General features: G+C 57.6%; 16 protein-coding genes. 3 read left to right on the top strand and 13 right to left on the bottom strand.

The features are described 5' to 3' along the window. Positions 1-11: 11 nt before the first annotated feature. From LAC65_RS06125 to yceD, 4 genes are read right to left on the bottom strand one after another with little or no spacing between them, the layout of a single operon-like run. Positions 12-965, bottom strand: a complete 954-nt coding sequence (locus LAC65_RS06125; protein ID WP_039383834.1) for a beta-ketoacyl-ACP synthase III — start codon at positions 963-965, stop codon at positions 12-14. Next, positions 966-2,012, bottom strand: a complete 1,047-nt coding sequence (gene plsX, locus LAC65_RS06120; protein ID WP_039383832.1) for a phosphate acyltransferase PlsX — start codon at positions 2,010-2,012, stop codon at positions 966-968. A gap of 27 nt (positions 2,013-2,039) precedes the next feature. Then, a complete protein-coding gene (gene rpmF / locus LAC65_RS06115; protein WP_007885783.1) occupies positions 2,040-2,210 on the bottom strand; it encodes a 50S ribosomal protein L32 in 171 nt (56 codons plus the stop codon). A 14-nt stretch (positions 2,211-2,224) separates the two neighbouring features. Beyond that, positions 2,225-2,746: a 23S rRNA accumulation protein YceD gene (gene yceD / locus LAC65_RS06110; protein WP_039383829.1), complete on the bottom strand. Its 522-nt coding sequence runs from the start codon at positions 2,744-2,746 to the stop codon at positions 2,225-2,227. A gap of 140 nt (positions 2,747-2,886) precedes the next feature. Here yceD and LAC65_RS06105 point away from each other — a divergent pair, with 140 nt between their 5' ends. Continuing rightward, positions 2,887-3,471 carry a Maf family protein gene (locus LAC65_RS06105; RefSeq protein ID WP_039383826.1) on the top strand — a complete coding sequence of 195 codons (585 nt, stop codon included), beginning with the start codon at positions 2,887-2,889 and terminating at the stop codon, positions 3,469-3,471. An 11-nt stretch (positions 3,472-3,482) separates the two neighbouring features. Here LAC65_RS06105 and rluC read toward each other — a convergent pair whose 3' ends face one another. Beyond that, the gene (rluC, locus tag LAC65_RS06100) at positions 3,483-4,439 is read right to left on the bottom strand and encodes a 23S rRNA pseudouridine(955/2504/2580) synthase RluC (protein ID WP_104084769.1); all 957 of its coding nucleotides are present in this window, start codon (positions 4,437-4,439) and stop codon (positions 3,483-3,485) included. Positions 4,440-4,738: 299 nt separating this feature from the next. Here rluC and LAC65_RS06095 point away from each other — a divergent pair, with 299 nt between their 5' ends. Together LAC65_RS06095 and rne are read left to right on the top strand one after the other, a co-directional pair. Then, a complete protein-coding gene (locus LAC65_RS06095) occupies positions 4,739-4,948 on the top strand; it encodes a hypothetical protein (RefSeq protein ID WP_139074200.1) in 210 nt (69 codons plus the stop codon). Between the two features lie 64 nt (positions 4,949-5,012). Beyond that, positions 5,013-8,354 carry a ribonuclease E gene (gene rne / locus LAC65_RS06090; protein ID WP_039383818.1) on the top strand — a complete coding sequence of 1,114 codons (3,342 nt, stop codon included), beginning with the start codon at positions 5,013-5,015 and terminating at the stop codon, positions 8,352-8,354. A 161-nt stretch (positions 8,355-8,515) separates the two neighbouring features. On the opposite strand, the gene flgL is transcribed toward rne, so the two are convergent. The 8 genes from flgL to flgE all read right to left on the bottom strand — a co-directional run bounded on the left by flgL (position 8,516) and on the right by flgE (position 16,869). Then, complete coding sequence (flgL, locus tag LAC65_RS06085; protein ID WP_039383815.1) at positions 8,516-9,478, bottom strand: flagellar hook-associated protein FlgL; 963 nt, start codon at positions 9,476-9,478, stop codon at positions 8,516-8,518. Between the two features lie 17 nt (positions 9,479-9,495). Next, positions 9,496-11,130 (bottom strand): flagellar hook-associated protein FlgK, encoded by a 1,635-nt coding sequence (gene flgK, locus LAC65_RS06080; protein WP_039383813.1) that lies wholly within the window; start codon positions 11,128-11,130, stop codon positions 9,496-9,498. Between the two features lie 119 nt (positions 11,131-11,249). Next, on the bottom strand, positions 11,250-12,197 hold the full coding sequence (gene flgJ, locus LAC65_RS06075) for a flagellar assembly peptidoglycan hydrolase FlgJ (RefSeq protein ID WP_071668730.1): 948 nt from the start codon (positions 12,195-12,197) through the stop codon (positions 11,250-11,252). Then, positions 12,197-13,246, bottom strand: a complete 1,050-nt coding sequence (locus tag LAC65_RS06070) for a flagellar basal body P-ring protein FlgI (RefSeq protein ID WP_233207422.1) — start codon at positions 13,244-13,246, stop codon at positions 12,197-12,199. Before LAC65_RS06070 ends, flgJ begins: the two co-directional genes overlap by 1 nt. 69 nt (positions 13,247-13,315) lie before the next feature. Beyond that, positions 13,316-14,026 (bottom strand): flagellar basal body L-ring protein FlgH, encoded by a 711-nt coding sequence (locus tag LAC65_RS06065; protein ID WP_039383804.1) that lies wholly within the window; start codon positions 14,024-14,026, stop codon positions 13,316-13,318. Positions 14,027-14,087: 61 nt separating this feature from the next. Next, on the bottom strand, positions 14,088-14,870 hold the full coding sequence (gene flgG / locus LAC65_RS06060) for a flagellar basal-body rod protein FlgG (protein WP_039383803.1): 783 nt from the start codon (positions 14,868-14,870) through the stop codon (positions 14,088-14,090). Positions 14,871-14,887: 17 nt separating this feature from the next. Continuing rightward, the gene (locus tag LAC65_RS06055; protein ID WP_039383802.1) at positions 14,888-15,646 is read right to left on the bottom strand and encodes a flagellar basal body rod protein FlgF; all 759 of its coding nucleotides are present in this window, start codon (positions 15,644-15,646) and stop codon (positions 14,888-14,890) included. Positions 15,647-15,666: 20 nt separating this feature from the next. Next, positions 15,667-16,869, bottom strand: coding sequence for a flagellar hook protein FlgE (flgE, locus tag LAC65_RS06050; protein ID WP_039383799.1), 1,203 nt, complete (start codon positions 16,867-16,869; stop codon positions 15,667-15,669). Positions 16,870-16,882 lie beyond the last annotated feature (13 nt).

Here is a 16,882-nt window from a genome sequence, read left to right as displayed (position 1 = left end):
CTTCCTGTCAATCAAAAGCGTACCAGCGCAGAACCCCAGGTAAAACCACCACCAAAGGCTTCCAGCAAAATCAGTTGTCCCGGCTTGATGCGGCCATCACGCACTGCTTCATCCAGCGCGCTCGGCACCGAAGCCGCAGAGGTGTTTCCGTGACGATCAAGCGTGACCACAACTTTGTCCAGGCCCATGCCGAGTTTACGGGCAGTTGCGCTGATAATGCGCAGATTTGCCTGATGCGGCACCAGCCAGTCGAGCGCGCTGCGATCGAGATTATTCGCCTGCAGCGTCTCATCAACGATATGCGCCAGCTCGGTTACCGCAACTTTAAAGACTTCATTACCCGCCATGGTCAGGTAGGCAGGTTCATCCTGACGCGCGCGATCCTGATAAGGCAGGGTCAGCAGCTGGCCATAGCGGCCATCGGCATGCAGATGGGTCGAGAGGATACCCGGCTCGCTGCTCTGGCCCAGTACCACGGCGCCCGCGCCGTCGCCAAACAGAATAATTGTCCCGCGATCGCTGGGATCAAGCGTACGCGCCAGGACATCAGCACCAATCACCAGCGCGTGTTTAACCGCCCCGTTTTTAATATATTGATCGGCAACGCTCAGCGCATAGGTAAAGCCGGCACAGGCGGCGCCAAGATCGAAGGCTGCGCAGTCGTTTATCTCCAGCATCTGCTGAATCATGCATGCGGAGCTGGGGAACGCGTGGCTGGATGAAGTTGTGGCGACGATAATCAGACCAATGTCGCTGGCGGCAACGCCGGCCATTTCCAGCGCGCGCTGTGCGGCGTTAAAGCCCATGCTGGCAACCGTTTCATCCGGTGCAGCAATACGGCGCTCGCGAATGCCGGTACGGGTGACAATCCACTCGTCTGAGGTTTCCACCATTTTTTCCAGATCGGCATTGGTGCGGATCTGTTCAGGCAGATAGCTGCCTGTTCCGATAATTTTGGTATACATCTACGCTTTGTCACTCCTGGCTAATACAGCGTCAAGGCGCGCGGCAATTCTTTCGGGAACTTGCTTACGCACCGCCTGCTCTGCCTGTTCTATCGCCACAGCGAATGCCTGAATATTGGCCGCGCCGTGGCTTTTGATCACTGTTCCGCGCAATCCTAACAGACAAGCGCCGTTATACTGGTCGGGGTTTAGATGACCGAAACGCCTGATCATACGCTTTTTCAGCCAGCGTCCCAGCAGTTTCAGCCACCAGGTCCCTTTACCTTTATTACCTTCGCCTGACGATTTCAGCAGCGACAGAAACAGCCGCACCACACCTTCCATCGTTTTCAGCGTTACATTACCGGCAAAGCCATCGCACACCAGCACATCTGTTTTGCCGGTCAGCAGGTCGTTACCTTCAAGATAACCAATATAGTTGATCTGAGGGCTTGCCCGCAGAACCGCAGATGCGGCGCGAATCGACTCAAGCCCTTTGGTCTCTTCCTGACCAATATTGAGCAGCGCAACGCGCGGTTGCCGGATCTCCAGCACCTCTTCCGCCATGACAGCTCCCATGATGGCAAACTGCACCAGCATATCGCTGTCAGAGTCGACGTTAGCCCCCAGATCAAGAATGACCGTTTTGCCCTGCTGCTGATGGGGCAGAACGGTCATCAGTGCCGGACGTGCAATGCCGTCCAGCGGTTTTAACAGGAGTTTAGCCAGCCCCATCAGCGCACCGGTATTACCGGCACTGATACAGGCCTGCGCCTTACCGGCCACAACCAGCTCCAGCGCCACGCGCATAGAACTGCCACGGCTCTGACGGATGACCTGCGAAGGCTTCGCATCACTTGCAATAACCGATTCGGCAGGGATAACCTGCACACGCCTCAAAAGTGAGGAATCCGCTTTGGCAAGAAATGACGAGATTGTGTCGGGATCGCCGACCAGAAGAAGAACCAGCTGCGAATGAGAGGCCAGTGCCTGCAAGGCTGCAGGCACTGTCACGCAGGGACCGAAGTCCCCGCCCATGGCATCAACTGCCAGGGTCAAACGTGTCAAGGTATCGCCTTGCGTAACCGCAAAGAATTACTTGGTGATAACCTTGCGACCGCGGTAGTAACCATCCGCAGTGATATGGTGACGCAGATGAGTTTCGCCAGAAACTTTATCTACTGACAGAGCGGCAGTGGTCAGGGCATCGTGCGAACGACGCATGCCACGCTTGGAACGGGTTGGTTTATTCTGTTGTACGGCCATGGACCTTACTCCTATTACTTACGCTTTAAACTGGCTAATACGGCAAATGGATTTGGTTTTTCTGCCTCTTCAGGCAGCTTACCAAAGACCATGTCCGCGTCGGACACTTCACAGTGTTCAGAATCATGCACCGGAACCACCGGCAGTGCGAGGATGAGCTCATCTTCTATCACTGCCAGCAGGTCGATCTCACCAAAATCGTTGACATCAACCGGCTCGTAGGCTTCCGGTAGTGCCTCAGCCTGGTCGTCAGAAGAGACCGGACTAAAGCAATAGCTTACGTGTACAGCTTGCGGAAATGGCTGGTTGCAGCGTTGACACATTAACGTCACCTGCACATCCGCCGTTCCTTGCAGAACCGCGAGGCGCTGGTTGTCAACCGCAAACGACATGGTACATTCCACATCACTGTCCACACTCACGACCGTTTCGGCCAGACGCGCCACCAATTCAGGTGCATAAACACCATGATAATCCAGGCGTTTTTGCGCGGCGCGGACCGGATCGAGCGTCAGGGGTAATTTTACCTTTTGCATAGGGCGCGCATATTAACTTTGTAACGTCTTAGAGTCAAAGAAAAAGGCCGTTTTACGGCATCTTTCACCTGCTATTCGCATCCAGTGCGGCGCATAGTTTAAAATGCCCGTCATGTTTACGCTATCTATTCTGTAAAAAAATGATGATGCCACTGGTTTTAGCCTCAACCTCCCCGTTTCGTCAGGCGCTGCTCAGCAAGCTTGGCGTACCGTTTGTGACTGCTGCGCCTGACTGCGATGAGACCCCGCAGCCCGAAGAGAGTGCGCCTGAACTGGTGCAGCGCCTGGCGCTGGCCAAAGCGCAGGCGCTGGCTGCGCAGTTTCCGGATCGCTGGATTATCGGCTCCGACCAGGTGTGCGTACTGGAGGGCGCTATCGCCGGCAAGCCGCACACCCGCGAAAACGCCTGCCGCCAGCTGGCTCAGGCGAGCGGAAAAGCGATTGTGTTTTATACCGGGCTGGCGCTGCTGCAGCCCGCCAGCCGGCAGCAGTTTGTGCTCTATGAGCCCTTTACAGTGCACTTCCGCACGCTGAGCAGTCAGGAGATAGCGCGCTACGTTGAGCTGGAGCAGCCGCTGGCGTGCGCCGGCAGCTTTAAAAGCGAAGGACTTGGCATTTGTCTGTTCGACAGGCTGGAGGGGCGCGACCCGAATACGCTGGTCGGGCTGCCGCTGATTGCACTTAATCAGCTGCTGATTAAGGCCGGCATCAACCCGCTGGGCTGATGCCGGTATCGTCAGCTTTTTTTCTGCCGCAGTCTGGTCAGGCAGTGTCTGAGTGCCGCATCCAGCGGCGCCTCCATGCGTAATGTTTCGCCGGTGGCAGGATGCGTAAACGTCAGCGCTGCCGCGTGCAGAAACAGGCGCGATAACCCCGTGCCAGCCAGCTGACGATCAAATTCGCGATCGCCATAGCGATCGTCAAAGGCGATCGGATGGCCACCATGCAGGGTATGCACGCGGATCTGATGCGTGCGGCCGGTCACCGGGCTGGCTTTAACCAGCGTCGCCAGCCCAAAACGCTCTTCTACTTTGAACCGGGTTTCTGAAGGCTTGCCTTCTGCGCTGACGCGCACTACCCGCTCTCCGCTCTGCAGAATGTTTTTCAGCAGCGGAGCCTGCACCACTTTCAGATGAGAAGGCCAGTCGCCGCGTACCAGCGCCAGATAATCTTTCTGCATCCCCTTTTCACGCAGCTGCTCATGCAATGAGCGCAGCGCCGAACGCTTCTTAGCCACCAGCAATACGCCTGAGGTGTCGCGATCCAGCCGGTGTACCAGCTCCAGAAAACGCGCCTCCGGACGCAGTGCCCGCAGCCCTTCAATAACCCCAAAGCTCAGGCCGCTGCCGCCGTGTACTGCCGTACCGGACGGCTTATTCAGCACCAGCAGATGATCGTCCTCATACAGAATGGCATCCGCTAACGCCGCGACTTTATCAAGCTTTGGCGACACGGCCTGCTCTTCCCGCTCTGCGACCCGCACCGGTGGTACGCGGACTTCATCGCCATCCTCAAGCTTATATTCAGGCTTCACGCGTTTTTTATTTACCCGCACTTCGCCTTTCCGCAGAATGCGATAAATCATGCTCTTTGGCACCCCTTTGAGCTGGGTGCGCAAAAAGTTGTCTATACGTTGTCCGGCATTTTCAGCCGTGATGGCGACAAAATGTACGCCGGGATTCTCTGTTTTCATGCCGGCGATTCTAAATAGTGTCCCCTGATAGCGCCACCCCTTTTTCTGTGCTTAACTCTCTCTGGTTTCAGGCTTCTGACCGCTCAAAACGGTGGCTTTTTCGGCAAACTGCCGATTAGCCCCGCAAATGAACAGGTTAAGAGCCTACAAACTTCACAGCTCGACAAAAGTCGCCTTGCTATATGCGGGTGAGCAGTGGAATAATGCTGCTGTTTCTGCACCAGAAAGATTCGGGCAGAAAAAGAGCGAAATTAAGGTAATTTGCCGGATAAAACGAGCACGCTGCAATGGCGTAAGACGTGATGCTTTATCAGGCACTTAGCGGGCTGCGGGTTGCGGCCTGGACAACAGACTGGGATGTGTGGATTTTCAAAAATTTTGTATTATTTCCACCTTCAGGCGCTGGTTTTCCTTATGAAAAGCAGGCCACCGACAAGATTTGCGCCCCTTTAGCCGCCGACAACCGTGAGGTTGACGTCAGTGCATGCAGACACGGGGCCATCGGTTGATTCTCGTCCAGGGTAACGATGCCCGCAGCTTTATCACTCATGTGAGAATAACGAGTAAGTCACGATGAAAAGAATGTTAATTAACGCAACTCAGCAGGAGGAGTTGCGCGTTGCCCTTGTTGACGGTCAGCGTCTGTACGATCTGGATATCGAAAGCCCCGGACACGAGCAGAAAAAAGCCAATATCTACAAAGGTAAAATCACCCGCGTTGAACCCAGCCTTGAAGCGGCATTTGTCGATTATGGCGCTGAGCGTCACGGTTTCCTCCCTCTGAAAGAAATTTCCCGCGAATACTTCCCAGCTAACTACAACGCGCACGGCCGTCCTAACATCAAAGATGTGCTGCGTGAAGGCCAGGAAGTGATCGTTCAGATTGATAAAGAAGAGCGCGGTAATAAAGGCGCTGCACTTACTACCTTTATCTCTCTCGCAGGCAGCTACCTGGTTCTGATGCCTAACAACCCGCGCGCCGGAGGCATCTCCCGCCGGATTGAAGGCGATGACCGCACTGAACTGAAAGAGGCACTTTCCGCGCTGGAATTGCCGGAAGGCATGGGCCTGATTGTACGCACCGCAGGCGTGGGAAAATCAGCTGAGTCGCTGCAGTGGGATCTGAGCTTCCGTCTCAAGCACTGGGAAGCGATCAAAAAAGCGGCAGAGAGCCGTCCTGCACCCTTCCTGATCCATCAGGAAAGCAACGTCATTGTGCGCGCTTTCCGCGACTACCTGCGTCAGGACATTGGTGAAATTCTTATCGATAATCCTAAAGTGCTGGAGCTGGCGCGTCAGCATATCGCTGCGCTGGGCCGCCCTGACTTTAGCAGCAAGATCAAACTCTACACCGGTGAAATTCCGCTGTTCAGCCACTACCAGATTGAGTCGCAGATCGAGTCCGCCTTCCAGCGTGAAGTCCGTCTGCCTTCTGGCGGCTCAATTGTTATCGACAGCACCGAAGCGTTAACCGCGATCGATATCAACTCCGCTCGTGCAACCCGCGGCGGCGACATCGAAGAAACGGCCTTCAATACTAACCTTGAAGCAGCCGATGAGATTGCCCGCCAGCTGCGCCTGCGCGACCTCGGTGGCCTGATCGTTATCGACTTTATCGATATGACGCCGGTCCGTCATCAGCGCGCCGTAGAGAACCGGCTGCGCGAAGCGGTACGTCAGGATCGTGCACGCATTCAGATTAGTCATATCTCCCGTTTTGGTCTGCTGGAGATGTCGCGTCAGCGTCTCAGCCCGTCACTGGGTGAGTCGAGCCATCACGTCTGCCCGCGCTGTAGCGGTACGGGTACCATCCGCGATAACGAATCACTGTCACTCTCTATTCTGCGTCTGATTGAAGAAGAAGCGCTGAAAGATAACACCAAAGAAGTACACGCCATTGTGCCGGTGCCGGTTGCCTCCTACCTGCTGAACGAAAAACGTGAAGCGGTGAGTGCGATCGAGAAGCGTCAGGGTGGCGTACGCGCCATTATCGTGCCTAACGATCAAATGGAAACGCCGCACTACTCCGTGCTGCGCGTGCGCAAAGGTGAAGAGACACAAACGCTCTCTTATCATCTGCCGAAGCTGCACGAAGCTGAAATGGCGCTGCCATCAGAAGAGGATCACGCCGAGCGCCGTCGTCCGGAACAGCCTGCACTGGCCGCCTTTGTGATGCCAGATGCCCCGCCTGCACCGGTTGAAGTCACTGCCGAAAAACCTGCAGCGAAAAGCGAGCCAACCGCACAGACTACAGCGCGTCCTGCGGCTGCGGCTGCCACCGTCAATACGGGTCTTGTGAGTCGTCTGCTTAACGGTCTGAAAAAGCTGTTTGCAGGTGATACTCCGGCAGCAGCCCCGGCGGAAGCACAGCCTCAGCAGGCGAGTAAGCCGGCAGAAGAAGAGAGCAGCACGCAGCAGCGTGGTGAACGCCGTAACCGTCGCAACAATAATCGTCGCGATCGCACGCCGCGTAATGGCGAGCAGGCTCAGAACCGTGAGCCGCGTGAAGCGCGCGAGCCACGGGAAGCCCGTGAGCCCCGTGAAGCGCGCGAGCCGCGTGAAGCCCGTGAGCCACGTGAAAATCGTGAACCGCGTGACAATCAGGAGAATCGTCGCAACAAGCGTCCGAACGAGCCGCGTGCCGAGCGCCCGGTCCTGACTGAAGAGCAGCAGCAGCAGCGCGATGAACAGCAGCAGCAACGTCGCGAACAGCGTGCCGAGCGTCAGCGTCGTCGTCAGGAAGAGAAGCGTGCTCAGCAGCAGGAAGAGAAAGCCGTTGAGTCCGTTACAACCGAAGAGATCCCTGCAGTTGACGCAGCGGTACAGGAAGAAGAGCGCGTTCAGGTCATGCCACGTCGCAAGCCGCGTCAGCTGACTCAGCGTATCCGCAGTGGCGAGGTTATGGAAGCATCACCAGCCGCAGCGCAGCCAGAGGCAGCAGCGGAGATTGCACCGCCGGTTAACACCGCTGAGCAGCCGGAAATGAGTGATGAGCAGGATGATAACGAGAACCGTGAAGGCGCGAACATGCCACGCCGTTCACGTCGTTCTCCGCGTCATCTGCGCGTCAGTGGTCAGCGCCGCCGTCGCTATCGCGATGAGCGCTATCCGCTGCAGTCGCCGATGCCGCTTGAAGCTGCAGCCGCCTCGCCAGAGATGGCATCAGGTAAAGTCTGGGTTTCCTATCCGGTTACGCAGACGCACGAGCAGTTCACCTCTCAGGCGCCGCTGAACGAAATGACCGAATATGGTTATCAGGATGCAGCAGACGCGCTGCCGGTGGCTGCCGAAGCCGCCTCAGCGGGCGTGCCGCAGCCTGAAACGTCAGAGGTTGTACATCAGGCTGAACCGCAGGCGCACACCGAAGTGCCAGTGGTAAACACCGATGACCTGACCCCTGTTGCCGCGCCGGTTGATCATGAGCCTGCCGTTATCTCTGCCGCCGATGAAGCGGTGGCGCAGGAGACGGCTGCGGAAGCCGAGCCTGCGATCGTAACTGAGAACGTGTCAGAAGAAGCGCCACAGCCTGCTGTGCAGGATGCGGTACAGCCAACTGTGACCGAAGCCGCTGCCGCAGCAGAACAGGCACCGGCGGATGTGACTCCTGCTGTTGAAACGCAGGTTGAAAAGGTGCTGTCAGCGCCAGTCGCGGCGGAAGCCCCTGCTGCGCCAGTGGCTGAACCTCATGCGCCGGTTCCGGCACGCGATGTGTCAGTTGAACAGTCAGAGTCACGCTTTAAGCTGCACGCCACGGCACCAATGACCCGCGCGCCAGCACCGGCCTGGGAACCAGAGCCGGCACGTCACAGCGACTGGGTACGTCCGCCGTTCAGCTTTGAAGGCCGCGGCTCTGCCGGTGGTCACAGCGCGACGCATCAGGCTACCGCACCGGCAACCCGTCCGGACAGCGTGTAACTCTGCGCGGATAAAAAAACAAAACCCCGGCTGGTCCGGGGTTTTTTATTGCCTGCTGTTTACCGGGAGCGGCCTGAACCGCAGCCAAAAAAAACCCACCGCCCGCGAAGGCGATGGGAAAAACAAGCGCACCCGGTTAAGTACGCTGAATGTCAGGTCAGTTACGAATTAAGCTGGAACAGCGACATCTTTGACATATCGCTAAAGGTTTTATACGACGCCTGCAGGGCTGTCTGCTGCATGGTGTAGCTGGAGATCGCCTGGGTGTAGTCAACCTGTACCAGATCGCTCATCTGCGTGGTCATGATGGTATTGCGATCGTCACCCTGCTGATTGAGCGCACTCACCTCAGCCATCTGGATCCCCACAGCAGAACGTACCGTCAGCACGTTATTAAGTGAGTTACTCAGCCCGCGGTTGGTTTTATCCATTGCGGCCTGAAACGCCTGCTTTGTGGCGTCGTCCGCGTTATCCTGCGGCGTTTTCAGCGCGGCGATTGCGCTGTCGAGCATGCTGAACAGGCTGGTCTCGCTGGTGCCGTTATCAGGCTCTGGCTTTGCATTGCTGGTGATCGCCATAAACACGGACTTACCGGTGCTGCCCACCTGCATGGTGCGGCTTTCATCGACTTTCTGCGTAATCGGCTCATCCCCGCCCACATAGGCCACGCCGGTGCTGCTATCGCTAAACGGCGGCGCATCGGTCTTATAGCCGGCAAAAATATAGCGCCCGTTACCATCCTGACTGTTTGCCTGGTTCAGCAACTGCGCGCGCAGCCCTTCCAGCTGCGTAGCCAGGGAGCCACGATCTTCATCACTCAGGGTGCCGGTGGAGGCATTTACGATGGTGGTCTGCGCATCCTGTATGGTACTGACCACGCTGGAGAGCGCATTCTCTTCCATCGAGAGGCTCTGATTAGCAAAACTGCGTGCCGTGGCATACTGGCTGCTTTTTACCTGCGACTGTGACAGCACCACCGCGCGTGAGGCTGCGATAGGATCGTCAGAGGGATTACTGACCCGCAGCCCGGTTGCCAGCTGCTGGCCTACCTTCAGCCAGGAGGATTGCGAGTCGGTGATCCCGCGCACCTGCTGGTCAAAAATCATACTTGAGCTAAGACGCACTTTCTTCTCTCCTCTGCTTAGCTGCGAATGCCCATCAGCGCATTAAACACCGCGCTGGCGGTCTGCAATACCTGCGCATTCGCCATATAAAACTGCTGATACTTCGTCAGGTTGGCGTACTCTTCATCAAGGTTAACGCCGGAGACGGACTGCTGCCGGTTGTTCAGCTGCGTGACCACGTTTTTCTGCGTGGTGCTGGCGGTTTCCAGCGAGTTGGTTTTGTTACCTACGCTGCTGACAAGGCTGGCATAAGCCTGCGCAATCGTTGCATTTCCGTTAACCAGCTTGCTGTCCTGCAGATCGAGCAGCTTCTGTGCGTTGCGGTTGTCGCTTTCGCCGCTGCCTTTCGCTGCTGCTGCTGCGATCTCTGACTCGCTGGTGATGGCAACCGACATGCCGCCAATCACGTTCTGTACCGGCTTAACCAGAAAACTGTCACCGCTCTTCGCGCTGCCGCTGACCGTCAGCTGCAGACCATCAAAATTCAGCGTGCCGTCGGCCGCCGGCGCTACGTCAAAACGCACGTTATCGGCAGCACGGGTAACGGACCAGGTGCCGCTCTCATAGCTAACGGTATAGTTGGACGCTTTCAGGGCACTGGCGTCACTCCAGCTGGCGCTGACCGATGCCGTTGAGGTGTTTTTCAGGTTGCTGACCACATCCGGACTGCCGATAGTAAAGAACGCTTTTCCTGCGTTGCCTTCGCTGTCAAAACCGCCCTGATGCACGTCGTTAAATGCGGTGGTAAACGCTGCGGCCAGCTGGCCCAGCTGGTTCTGGGCGCCGTCCAGATCCTGCGTACGAAACGCCAGCAATCCACCCAGCGAGCCGGTGGTCAGCGTTTTTTCCGGGATCGCTACGTTACCGGCCTGTTTGTCGCTGTAGCCAACGGTAAGGCGCGTAGAGTCGGCGCCCGAAGGCATCGCCACCAGGCTGGTCGCATTACGACCGTTAACCAGGGTGATATTGCCTGCTGAGACGATATAGCTCCCATCCTGCTGCGCAACTTTCACGCCCACCACGTTGTTCAGACTATTGACCAGCTGATCGCGCTGATCCAGCAGATCGTTAGGCGCAGCGCCACCGCCGGTGGTGAGCTTTGCAATCTGCGTATTGAGGTCGGCAATCTGGCGTGTAAAGGTATTGACCTGATCGACGCTGGCAGCGATATCGGTATTCACGCTGGTCTGCATGTTATTAAGGTATTGCGACGTGGTCTGGAACTGATTAACCAGCCCCTGGGCATAACTCAGCATCGACTGACGCGCTGACGGATCGTTGGCGTTACTGACCACGTTCTGTACGTTGGTAAAAAAGCTCTGAATCGATGTTGAGAGGCTGGTGGTAGACGTAGAGAGCAGATCGTCGATATTGGAGATCTGATTATGCTGGGTATTGACCGCGCTGTAGCTGGCGCTGGAGCCACGCAGCTGCGTCGTGATGAACTCATCATACTCACGCTGTACGCCGCTGACATTCACGCCGTTGCCATAATAGCTGTTGCCCTGCAGCGTGCTGTTAGCCTGCGACAGCAGAATAGTCTGCCGCGAGTAGCCCGCCACGGTATAGTTACTGATGTTGTTACTGGTGGTGCTTAATGCGGCCTGTGCGGCGCTCAGCCCGCTCATTGCGGAGTTAATTATACTGGACATCTCGGTTCCTTTCTTTCCCGTTAACCGGGCTGGCAGTCATCAGTGCAGTTGTGGGACGGCAGGCGCCCGCAACATATGAAGGTTATCGGCGTGCTTAAGGGAAACTTGAGGCTAAGACGTCAGAACAGATCGGTGATATCCTGGCCGTAAGCTTTTACGACTTTTTCGCCCATGTTTTTGAATTGCTGAATCATTCCCACCAGTTTTTGCGCATATTTCGGATCGGTAGCGTAACCCGCCGCCTGCAGCGCGCGCGCGCCCTGTTCAGCACTCGGCGCGCTGGTGACCGCCGCATAGCGCGGATTTTTCGACAGCAGGCGCACATAGTCGGTCAGCGCCTCAAGGTAGGAGCCATAGACGCGGAAGCTGGCGCGCACTTTCTTCGCCTCACCCGCCTCATACTCGGTGGTCATGATATCCGTGGTTTCGCCTTTCCAGTCGCCGCTCGCCTTGATACCAAACACGTTATAGCTCGGCTTGCCGTCGCGGGTCAGGATCTGACGTTGACCCCAGCCCGACTCCAGCGCCGCCTGCGCCAGAATCAGGTGGTGCGGTATACCGCTCTGCTGGCTGGCGAGTTTCGCCGGCTGCGCCAGCTGGGCGATAAACTCACTGCTGTCAGAAGGCAGGTTCGCAGGCGTTACCGGCAGACGCGGTACCGCTTTGCGCACAATCTGTTCCAGCTGCATTGGCACGCTGTTGCTGCTGCTGTAGATAAAGCTGTTATCCAGCTTCATCGGCAGCGTGCCGGCCCGCTCATCCGGTGCCTGCGCGGGCTGCATCTGTTTGACAATCGTGTCAGCCAGACCCAGTCCGCGTTTGCCTATATCCTGCGCAATCTGCTGATCGTAGAGCGAGGTGTAGAGTCGCGTCTGGTCGTTGCTCAGCGCGCCATCCTGCGGCAGCGCGTCGCGCATGCTTTTCAGCATCATCTGCACAAACATGCCCTCTACCTGTTTCGCCACCTGCAGCGCTTTTCCTTTGGGATCGGCAGCGGCCTGGCGTTTCAGCTCGTTCAGCGAGCGGCTGTCATACGCCGCATTGTTCAGCGATTGCATATCGGTCATCAGATGATTTCCAGCTTCGCGCGCAGACAGCCTGCGCTCTCCATCGATTGCAGAATCGACATCAGCTCTATCGGCGTTGCACCCAGCGCATTCAGGGCACGCACCACATTGTTCAGATTTGCGCTGGCGTTGACGCGCTGCAGTGCGCCACCGCTCTGCCGCAGATCGATCTGCGTCTGCGTTGTCGCCACCGTCTGCCCGCCGGCCAGCGGCGTATCAGGCTGACTGACGTTCTGCTGCTGATTCACCGTCACCGACAGATTCCCCTGCGCCACTGCACAGGTGTTCAGCGTAACCTCGCGGTTCATCACCACCGTGCCGGTGCGTGAGTTGACGATCACTTTGGCATCTTCCAGCGGCACAGAGACATCGATGTTCTGGATCTCCGCCAGCGCCCGCACCTGAGAGCTGTTGTTGGGTGAGACGCGGATCTGCACGGTGCGTGCATCCAGCGGCAGTGCCGACCCGACGCCGCGGCTGTTGATGGCATCCGCAATGCGCTGCGCCATGGTGAAATCTTCATTATTCAGCTGCAGGTTAATGGTGTTCTGGCTGCCAAAGTTGCTCTGCAGCTCGCGTTCAACGGTGGCACCGCCGGTAATACGGCCGCCGTTAAGCTGGTTAACCTGTACGCTGCTGCCGCCGGCCGACGCGCCCGCGCCGCCAACCAGAATATTTCCCTGCGCCAGCGCATACACCTGATTATCCACCCCTTTCATCGGCGTCATCAGCAGCGTACCGCCGCGCAGGCTTTTGGCGTTACCCAGCGAAGAGACCACGACGTCCAGCGTCTGTCCCTGACGGGCAAACGAAGGCAGCTTCGCTGTCACCATTACTGCCGCCACGTTTTTCAGCTGCATATTGGTGCCAGCCGGCACGGTGATCCCCAGTTGGGAGAGCATGTTGCTGACCGTCTGGGTGGTGAACGGTGTCTGGGTGGTCTGATCTCCGGTACCGTCCAGTCCCACCACCAGCCCATAGCCAATCAGCTGGTTTTCGCGCACGCCCTGGATGCTGGTCAAATCGCGAATGCGATCTGCCTGCGCCATCAGACTGCTGACAGCGAGCAGTAAACCGAGACCCGCGCGCAGCAAAATACTTTTTTTCATCATGACCTCTTACATCGGCGAGATGTTCAGGAAGAAGCGCTGGAACCAGCCCATAGTCTGCGCCTCATTGATATAACCGTTACCTACGTACTCAATGCGCGCATCGGCCACCTGAGTAGAGAGCACGGCGTTGCTGGCACTGATGGTGCGCGGATTGACCACGCCAGAGAAACGAATAAATTCGGTGCCCTGATTAATCTCAATCTGTTTCTCACCCACGACGCGCAGGTTGCCGTTAGAGAGCACCTGATTCACGGTCACGGTGATGGTACCGGTAAAGGTGTTGTTGGCGGTGGCGCCCCCTTTACCTGCAAAATCATTTTTGCCGCCGGCGCTCAGTGCGGCTTTCTCACCGCCTGCGCCCAGCAGGCCTTCCAGCCCGGTCGGCACGCCGGTTACGCCAAAGCTGTTGCTGCCATTGCGGTTAGCGCTGGCGGAGGAGCTTTTGCTCGCGCTGACGTTCTCCTGCAGCGTGATGGTCAGCGTGTCACCAATATTGCGTGGACGACGATCCTCAAACAGCGGCTGGTAGCCGTAGTTCAGCGGCGCAACGCCCTGAAAAATAGAGCCGTTCACCACCGGTGGCGCAGACGGCGTAGGTTCTGCCGTGGTTACCCCTTGTACCAGTGGCGTGCGCGGCACCAGCGCACAACCGTTGAGCGTCAGTAGCAGCGTCGCTACTAACCAATGACCAGGCTTGAGAATCGCTTGCTTCGCCACGGAGTTCTGACCTTCTGTATGTTCTTAATCGGGCCAGCGGAGTGGCCCAACGATCCCGGCGTTAAAGCTGGGTGAGTTTCTGCAGCATCTGATCGGAGGTACTGATCGCCTTGCTGTTAATTTCATACGCGCGCTGCGTCTGGATCATGGTCACCAGCTCTTCCGCCACGTTGACGTTTGAGGTTTCCACATATCCCTGATAGAGCAGGCCTGCGCCGTTCTGACCAGGCGTGCTCTCAGTAGGCGCGCCGGACGCCTGCGTCTCCTGATAGAGGTTCTCGCCGACGCTGTCGAGACCGGCATCGTTCATAAAGGTGCTCAGCGTGAGCTGGCCCACCTGTGCGGGCTGCGCCTGCCCCTGCTGCGTCACCGTAACCACACCGTCGCGGGCAATCGTGATGCTGGTGGCGTTTGCCGGGATCGTGATACCCGGCTGTACCGGGAACCCGGCGTTGGTCACCAGCTGACCATTCTGATCCACCTGGAAAGAGCCATCACGCGTATAGGCAGAGGTGCCATCCGGCATCTGCACCTGAAAATAACCCTGTCCGTTTACCGCCACATCTTTTGAGTTGCTGGTCTGCGACAGGTTGCCCTGGTTATGCAGACGCTCAGTGGTAACCGGGCGTACACCGGTACCGATCTGCAGACCAGACGGCAGCGTAGTCTGCTCAGAGGATTGCGCACCAGGCTGACGCAGCGTCTGATACATCAGATCTTCGAAGACCGCGCGCGAACGCTTAAAGCCGTTGGTGCTGACGTTTGCCAGGTTGTTGGCAATGACGTCCATATTGGTTTGCTGTGCGTCAAGACCGGTTTTCGCGATCCATAAAGAACGAATCATTCTGTTTTCCTTACGCCTTAGCTGCTCATATTGAGCAGCTGATTAGCGCGCTGTTCGTTTTCATCAACGTTTGAGATCACTTTCATCTGCATCTCAAACCGTCGGGCGTTGGCGATCATATCGACCATGGTTTCAACCGGCTTGACGTTGCTGCCTTCCAGCACGCCCGGCATCACCTGCACCGTCGCGTCGTTAGCCAGCGCAGCACCGCGCTGCGCCTGGGTCGCCGCGCTGGGGCGAAACATGCCGTCGTCACCGCGCGTCAGCTCCTGCCCGGTGGCGCGCACCAGCTTGAGCCGGCCGAGCTGAACCGTGGCGTTAGGCGCATCGCCAGCATTGAGTGCGGTGATCGAGCCATCTGCCGCGATGGTGAGCTGGGCACCCTGCGGCACCGCAATCGGTCCGCCGTCACCCATGACGGGATTGCCCTGAATGGTCAGCTGACCGGTGGGACTGATCTGCATATTCCCGTTACGGGTATAGGCTTCACTGCCATCCGCGGTGCGTACGGCCAGCCAGCCATCCTGCTGTACCGCTACATCCAGCGGACGCTCGGTGTAGTCGAGCGAACCCTGCGTCATATCGGCACCCGGCGTTGAGGCGGCTACCAGCGTGCGCGTTGGCAGAGACCAGCCGCTGACCGGCACCGCGCGCAGCGCATTCAGCTGCGCCCGGAAGCCCGGTGTCGAAGCATTGGCGAGGTTGCTGGCGGTAACAGACTGCTGCTCCATCGTCTGACTGGCCGCGCCCATCGCGGTATATATTGCGTGATCCATAAAGCAATCCCGTTAGCGTATTAACGAAGGTTAACCAGGGTGTTAAGGATCTGATCCTGGGTTTTAATGGTCTGGCTATTCGCCTGGTAGTTACGCTGTGCCACGATCATATTCACCAGCTCTTTACTCAGATCGACGTTGGAGGCTTCCAGCGCACCAGAGGTCAGGCTGCCGTAGGTGCCGGTACCGGCCAGACCGATAGCCGCCTGCCCGGATGAGCTGGAGGCGGACCAGACGTTATCCCCTTCTGACTTCAGCCCTTCCGGGTTAGAGAAGCTCGCCAGCACGATCTGACCCAGCAGCTGGGTTTTACGGTTGGAGTAAGTCCCGCTGATGGTGCCGTCATCGTTAATGGTGTAGCCGGTGAGGTCGCCAGGCGCATAGCCATCCTGCGTCGGGTTACCAAAGTTAGTCGCGCCGGTGTTCTGCTGCAGGCTGCCTAGCACGCTCAGTGCAATCGGCTGGCCCGCTGCGGCACCGTTAGAGCCGTCAATGGTCAGGCCGATGGTGTTAGCGGAGGTCAGCTTGCCGCTGGTGTCAAAGGTCATCGTAAAGTTACCGGCGGTTTTACCGGTGGTAGAGTCGATCGCGTGCACCGCCCAGGTATTATCCGCGCTCTTGGCGTAGTAGAGATCCAGCGCGTGATCGTTACCCTGCGAGTCATACACGGTCACGGTGCTTTTCGCGTTATAGCTGTCCACTTTGCTGGTATCAAACGGCGTGACGGTCGGGATCGCATCGGTTGAGTTCAGGTTAGACACCAGCGTCGCGCTGCTGGTGGCGCGCGCTGACATCTGCGTGGTGGGAATGCTCAGCGCAATCGGGTTCGCACCGTTCTGGATGGTTGGCGGGGTGCCGTTTGCCGGATAGCCGGTCACTTTCATCCCCTGGGTGTTCACCAGGTTACGGTTCTCATCCAGCGTAAACTGACCGTTGCGTGAATAGAACACGCCGCCGCTGGCGTCGGTCATACGGAAGAAGCCGTTACCGCTCAGCGCCACATCCAGCCCGCGGCTGGTTGAGGTGGTGGTGCCGTCATTGAAGTTCTGGATCACCGCCGCCACTTTGGTTCCCATACCGACGTTAGAGCCTGCGAACATATCGGCAAAGGCGATGGTGCTCGACTTAAAGCCCGCCGTGGCGGAGTTGGCGATGTTGTTACCAATGACATCAAGGTTGCTGGAAGCAGCACCCAGGCCGCTCACCGCTTGTGAAAAAGACATGTAATCTCTCCTG

The organism is Pantoea eucrina (assembly GCF_020079945.1).
Lineage (GTDB): Bacteria > Pseudomonadota > Gammaproteobacteria > Enterobacterales > Enterobacteriaceae > Pantoea > Pantoea eucrina.
The sequence above is the reverse complement of the archived record's forward strand: the minus strand, read 5'-3'. Positions and strand labels throughout refer to the sequence as shown.

Excerpts from the sequence above, each read along its gene's own strand:
- LAC65_RS06125 (WP_039383834.1), bottom strand. The coding sequence starts at position 965 with ATGTATACCAAAATTATCGGAACAGGCAGCTATCTGCCTGAACAGATC.
- rpmF (WP_007885783.1), bottom strand. The coding sequence starts at position 2,210 with ATGGCCGTACAACAGAATAAACCAACCCGTTCCAAGCGTGGCATGCGT.
- yceD (WP_039383829.1), bottom strand. The coding sequence starts at position 2,746 with ATGCAAAAGGTAAAATTACCCCTGACGCTCGATCCGGTCCGCGCCGCG.
- LAC65_RS06105 (WP_039383826.1), top strand. The coding sequence starts at position 2,887 with ATGATGATGCCACTGGTTTTAGCCTCAACCTCCCCGTTTCGTCAGGCG.
- rluC (WP_104084769.1), bottom strand. The coding sequence starts at position 4,439 with ATGAAAACAGAGAATCCCGGCGTACATTTTGTCGCCATCACGGCTGAA.
- rne (WP_039383818.1), top strand. The coding sequence starts at position 5,013 with ATGAAAAGAATGTTAATTAACGCAACTCAGCAGGAGGAGTTGCGCGTT.
- flgK (WP_039383813.1), bottom strand. The coding sequence starts at position 11,130 with ATGTCCAGTATAATTAACTCCGCAATGAGCGGGCTGAGCGCCGCACAG.
- flgJ (WP_071668730.1), bottom strand. The coding sequence starts at position 12,197 with ATGACCGATATGCAATCGCTGAACAATGCGGCGTATGACAGCCGCTCG.
- LAC65_RS06070 (WP_233207422.1), bottom strand. The coding sequence starts at position 13,246 with ATGGCGCAGGCAGATCGCATTCGCGATTTGACCAGCATCCAGGGCGTG.
- flgG (WP_039383803.1), bottom strand. The coding sequence starts at position 14,870 with ATGATTCGTTCTTTATGGATCGCGAAAACCGGTCTTGACGCACAGCAA.
- LAC65_RS06055 (WP_039383802.1), bottom strand. The coding sequence starts at position 15,646 with ATGGATCACGCAATATATACCGCGATGGGCGCGGCCAGTCAGACGATG.
- flgE (WP_039383799.1), bottom strand. The coding sequence starts at position 16,869 with ATGTCTTTTTCACAAGCGGTGAGCGGCCTGGGTGCTGCTTCCAGCAAC.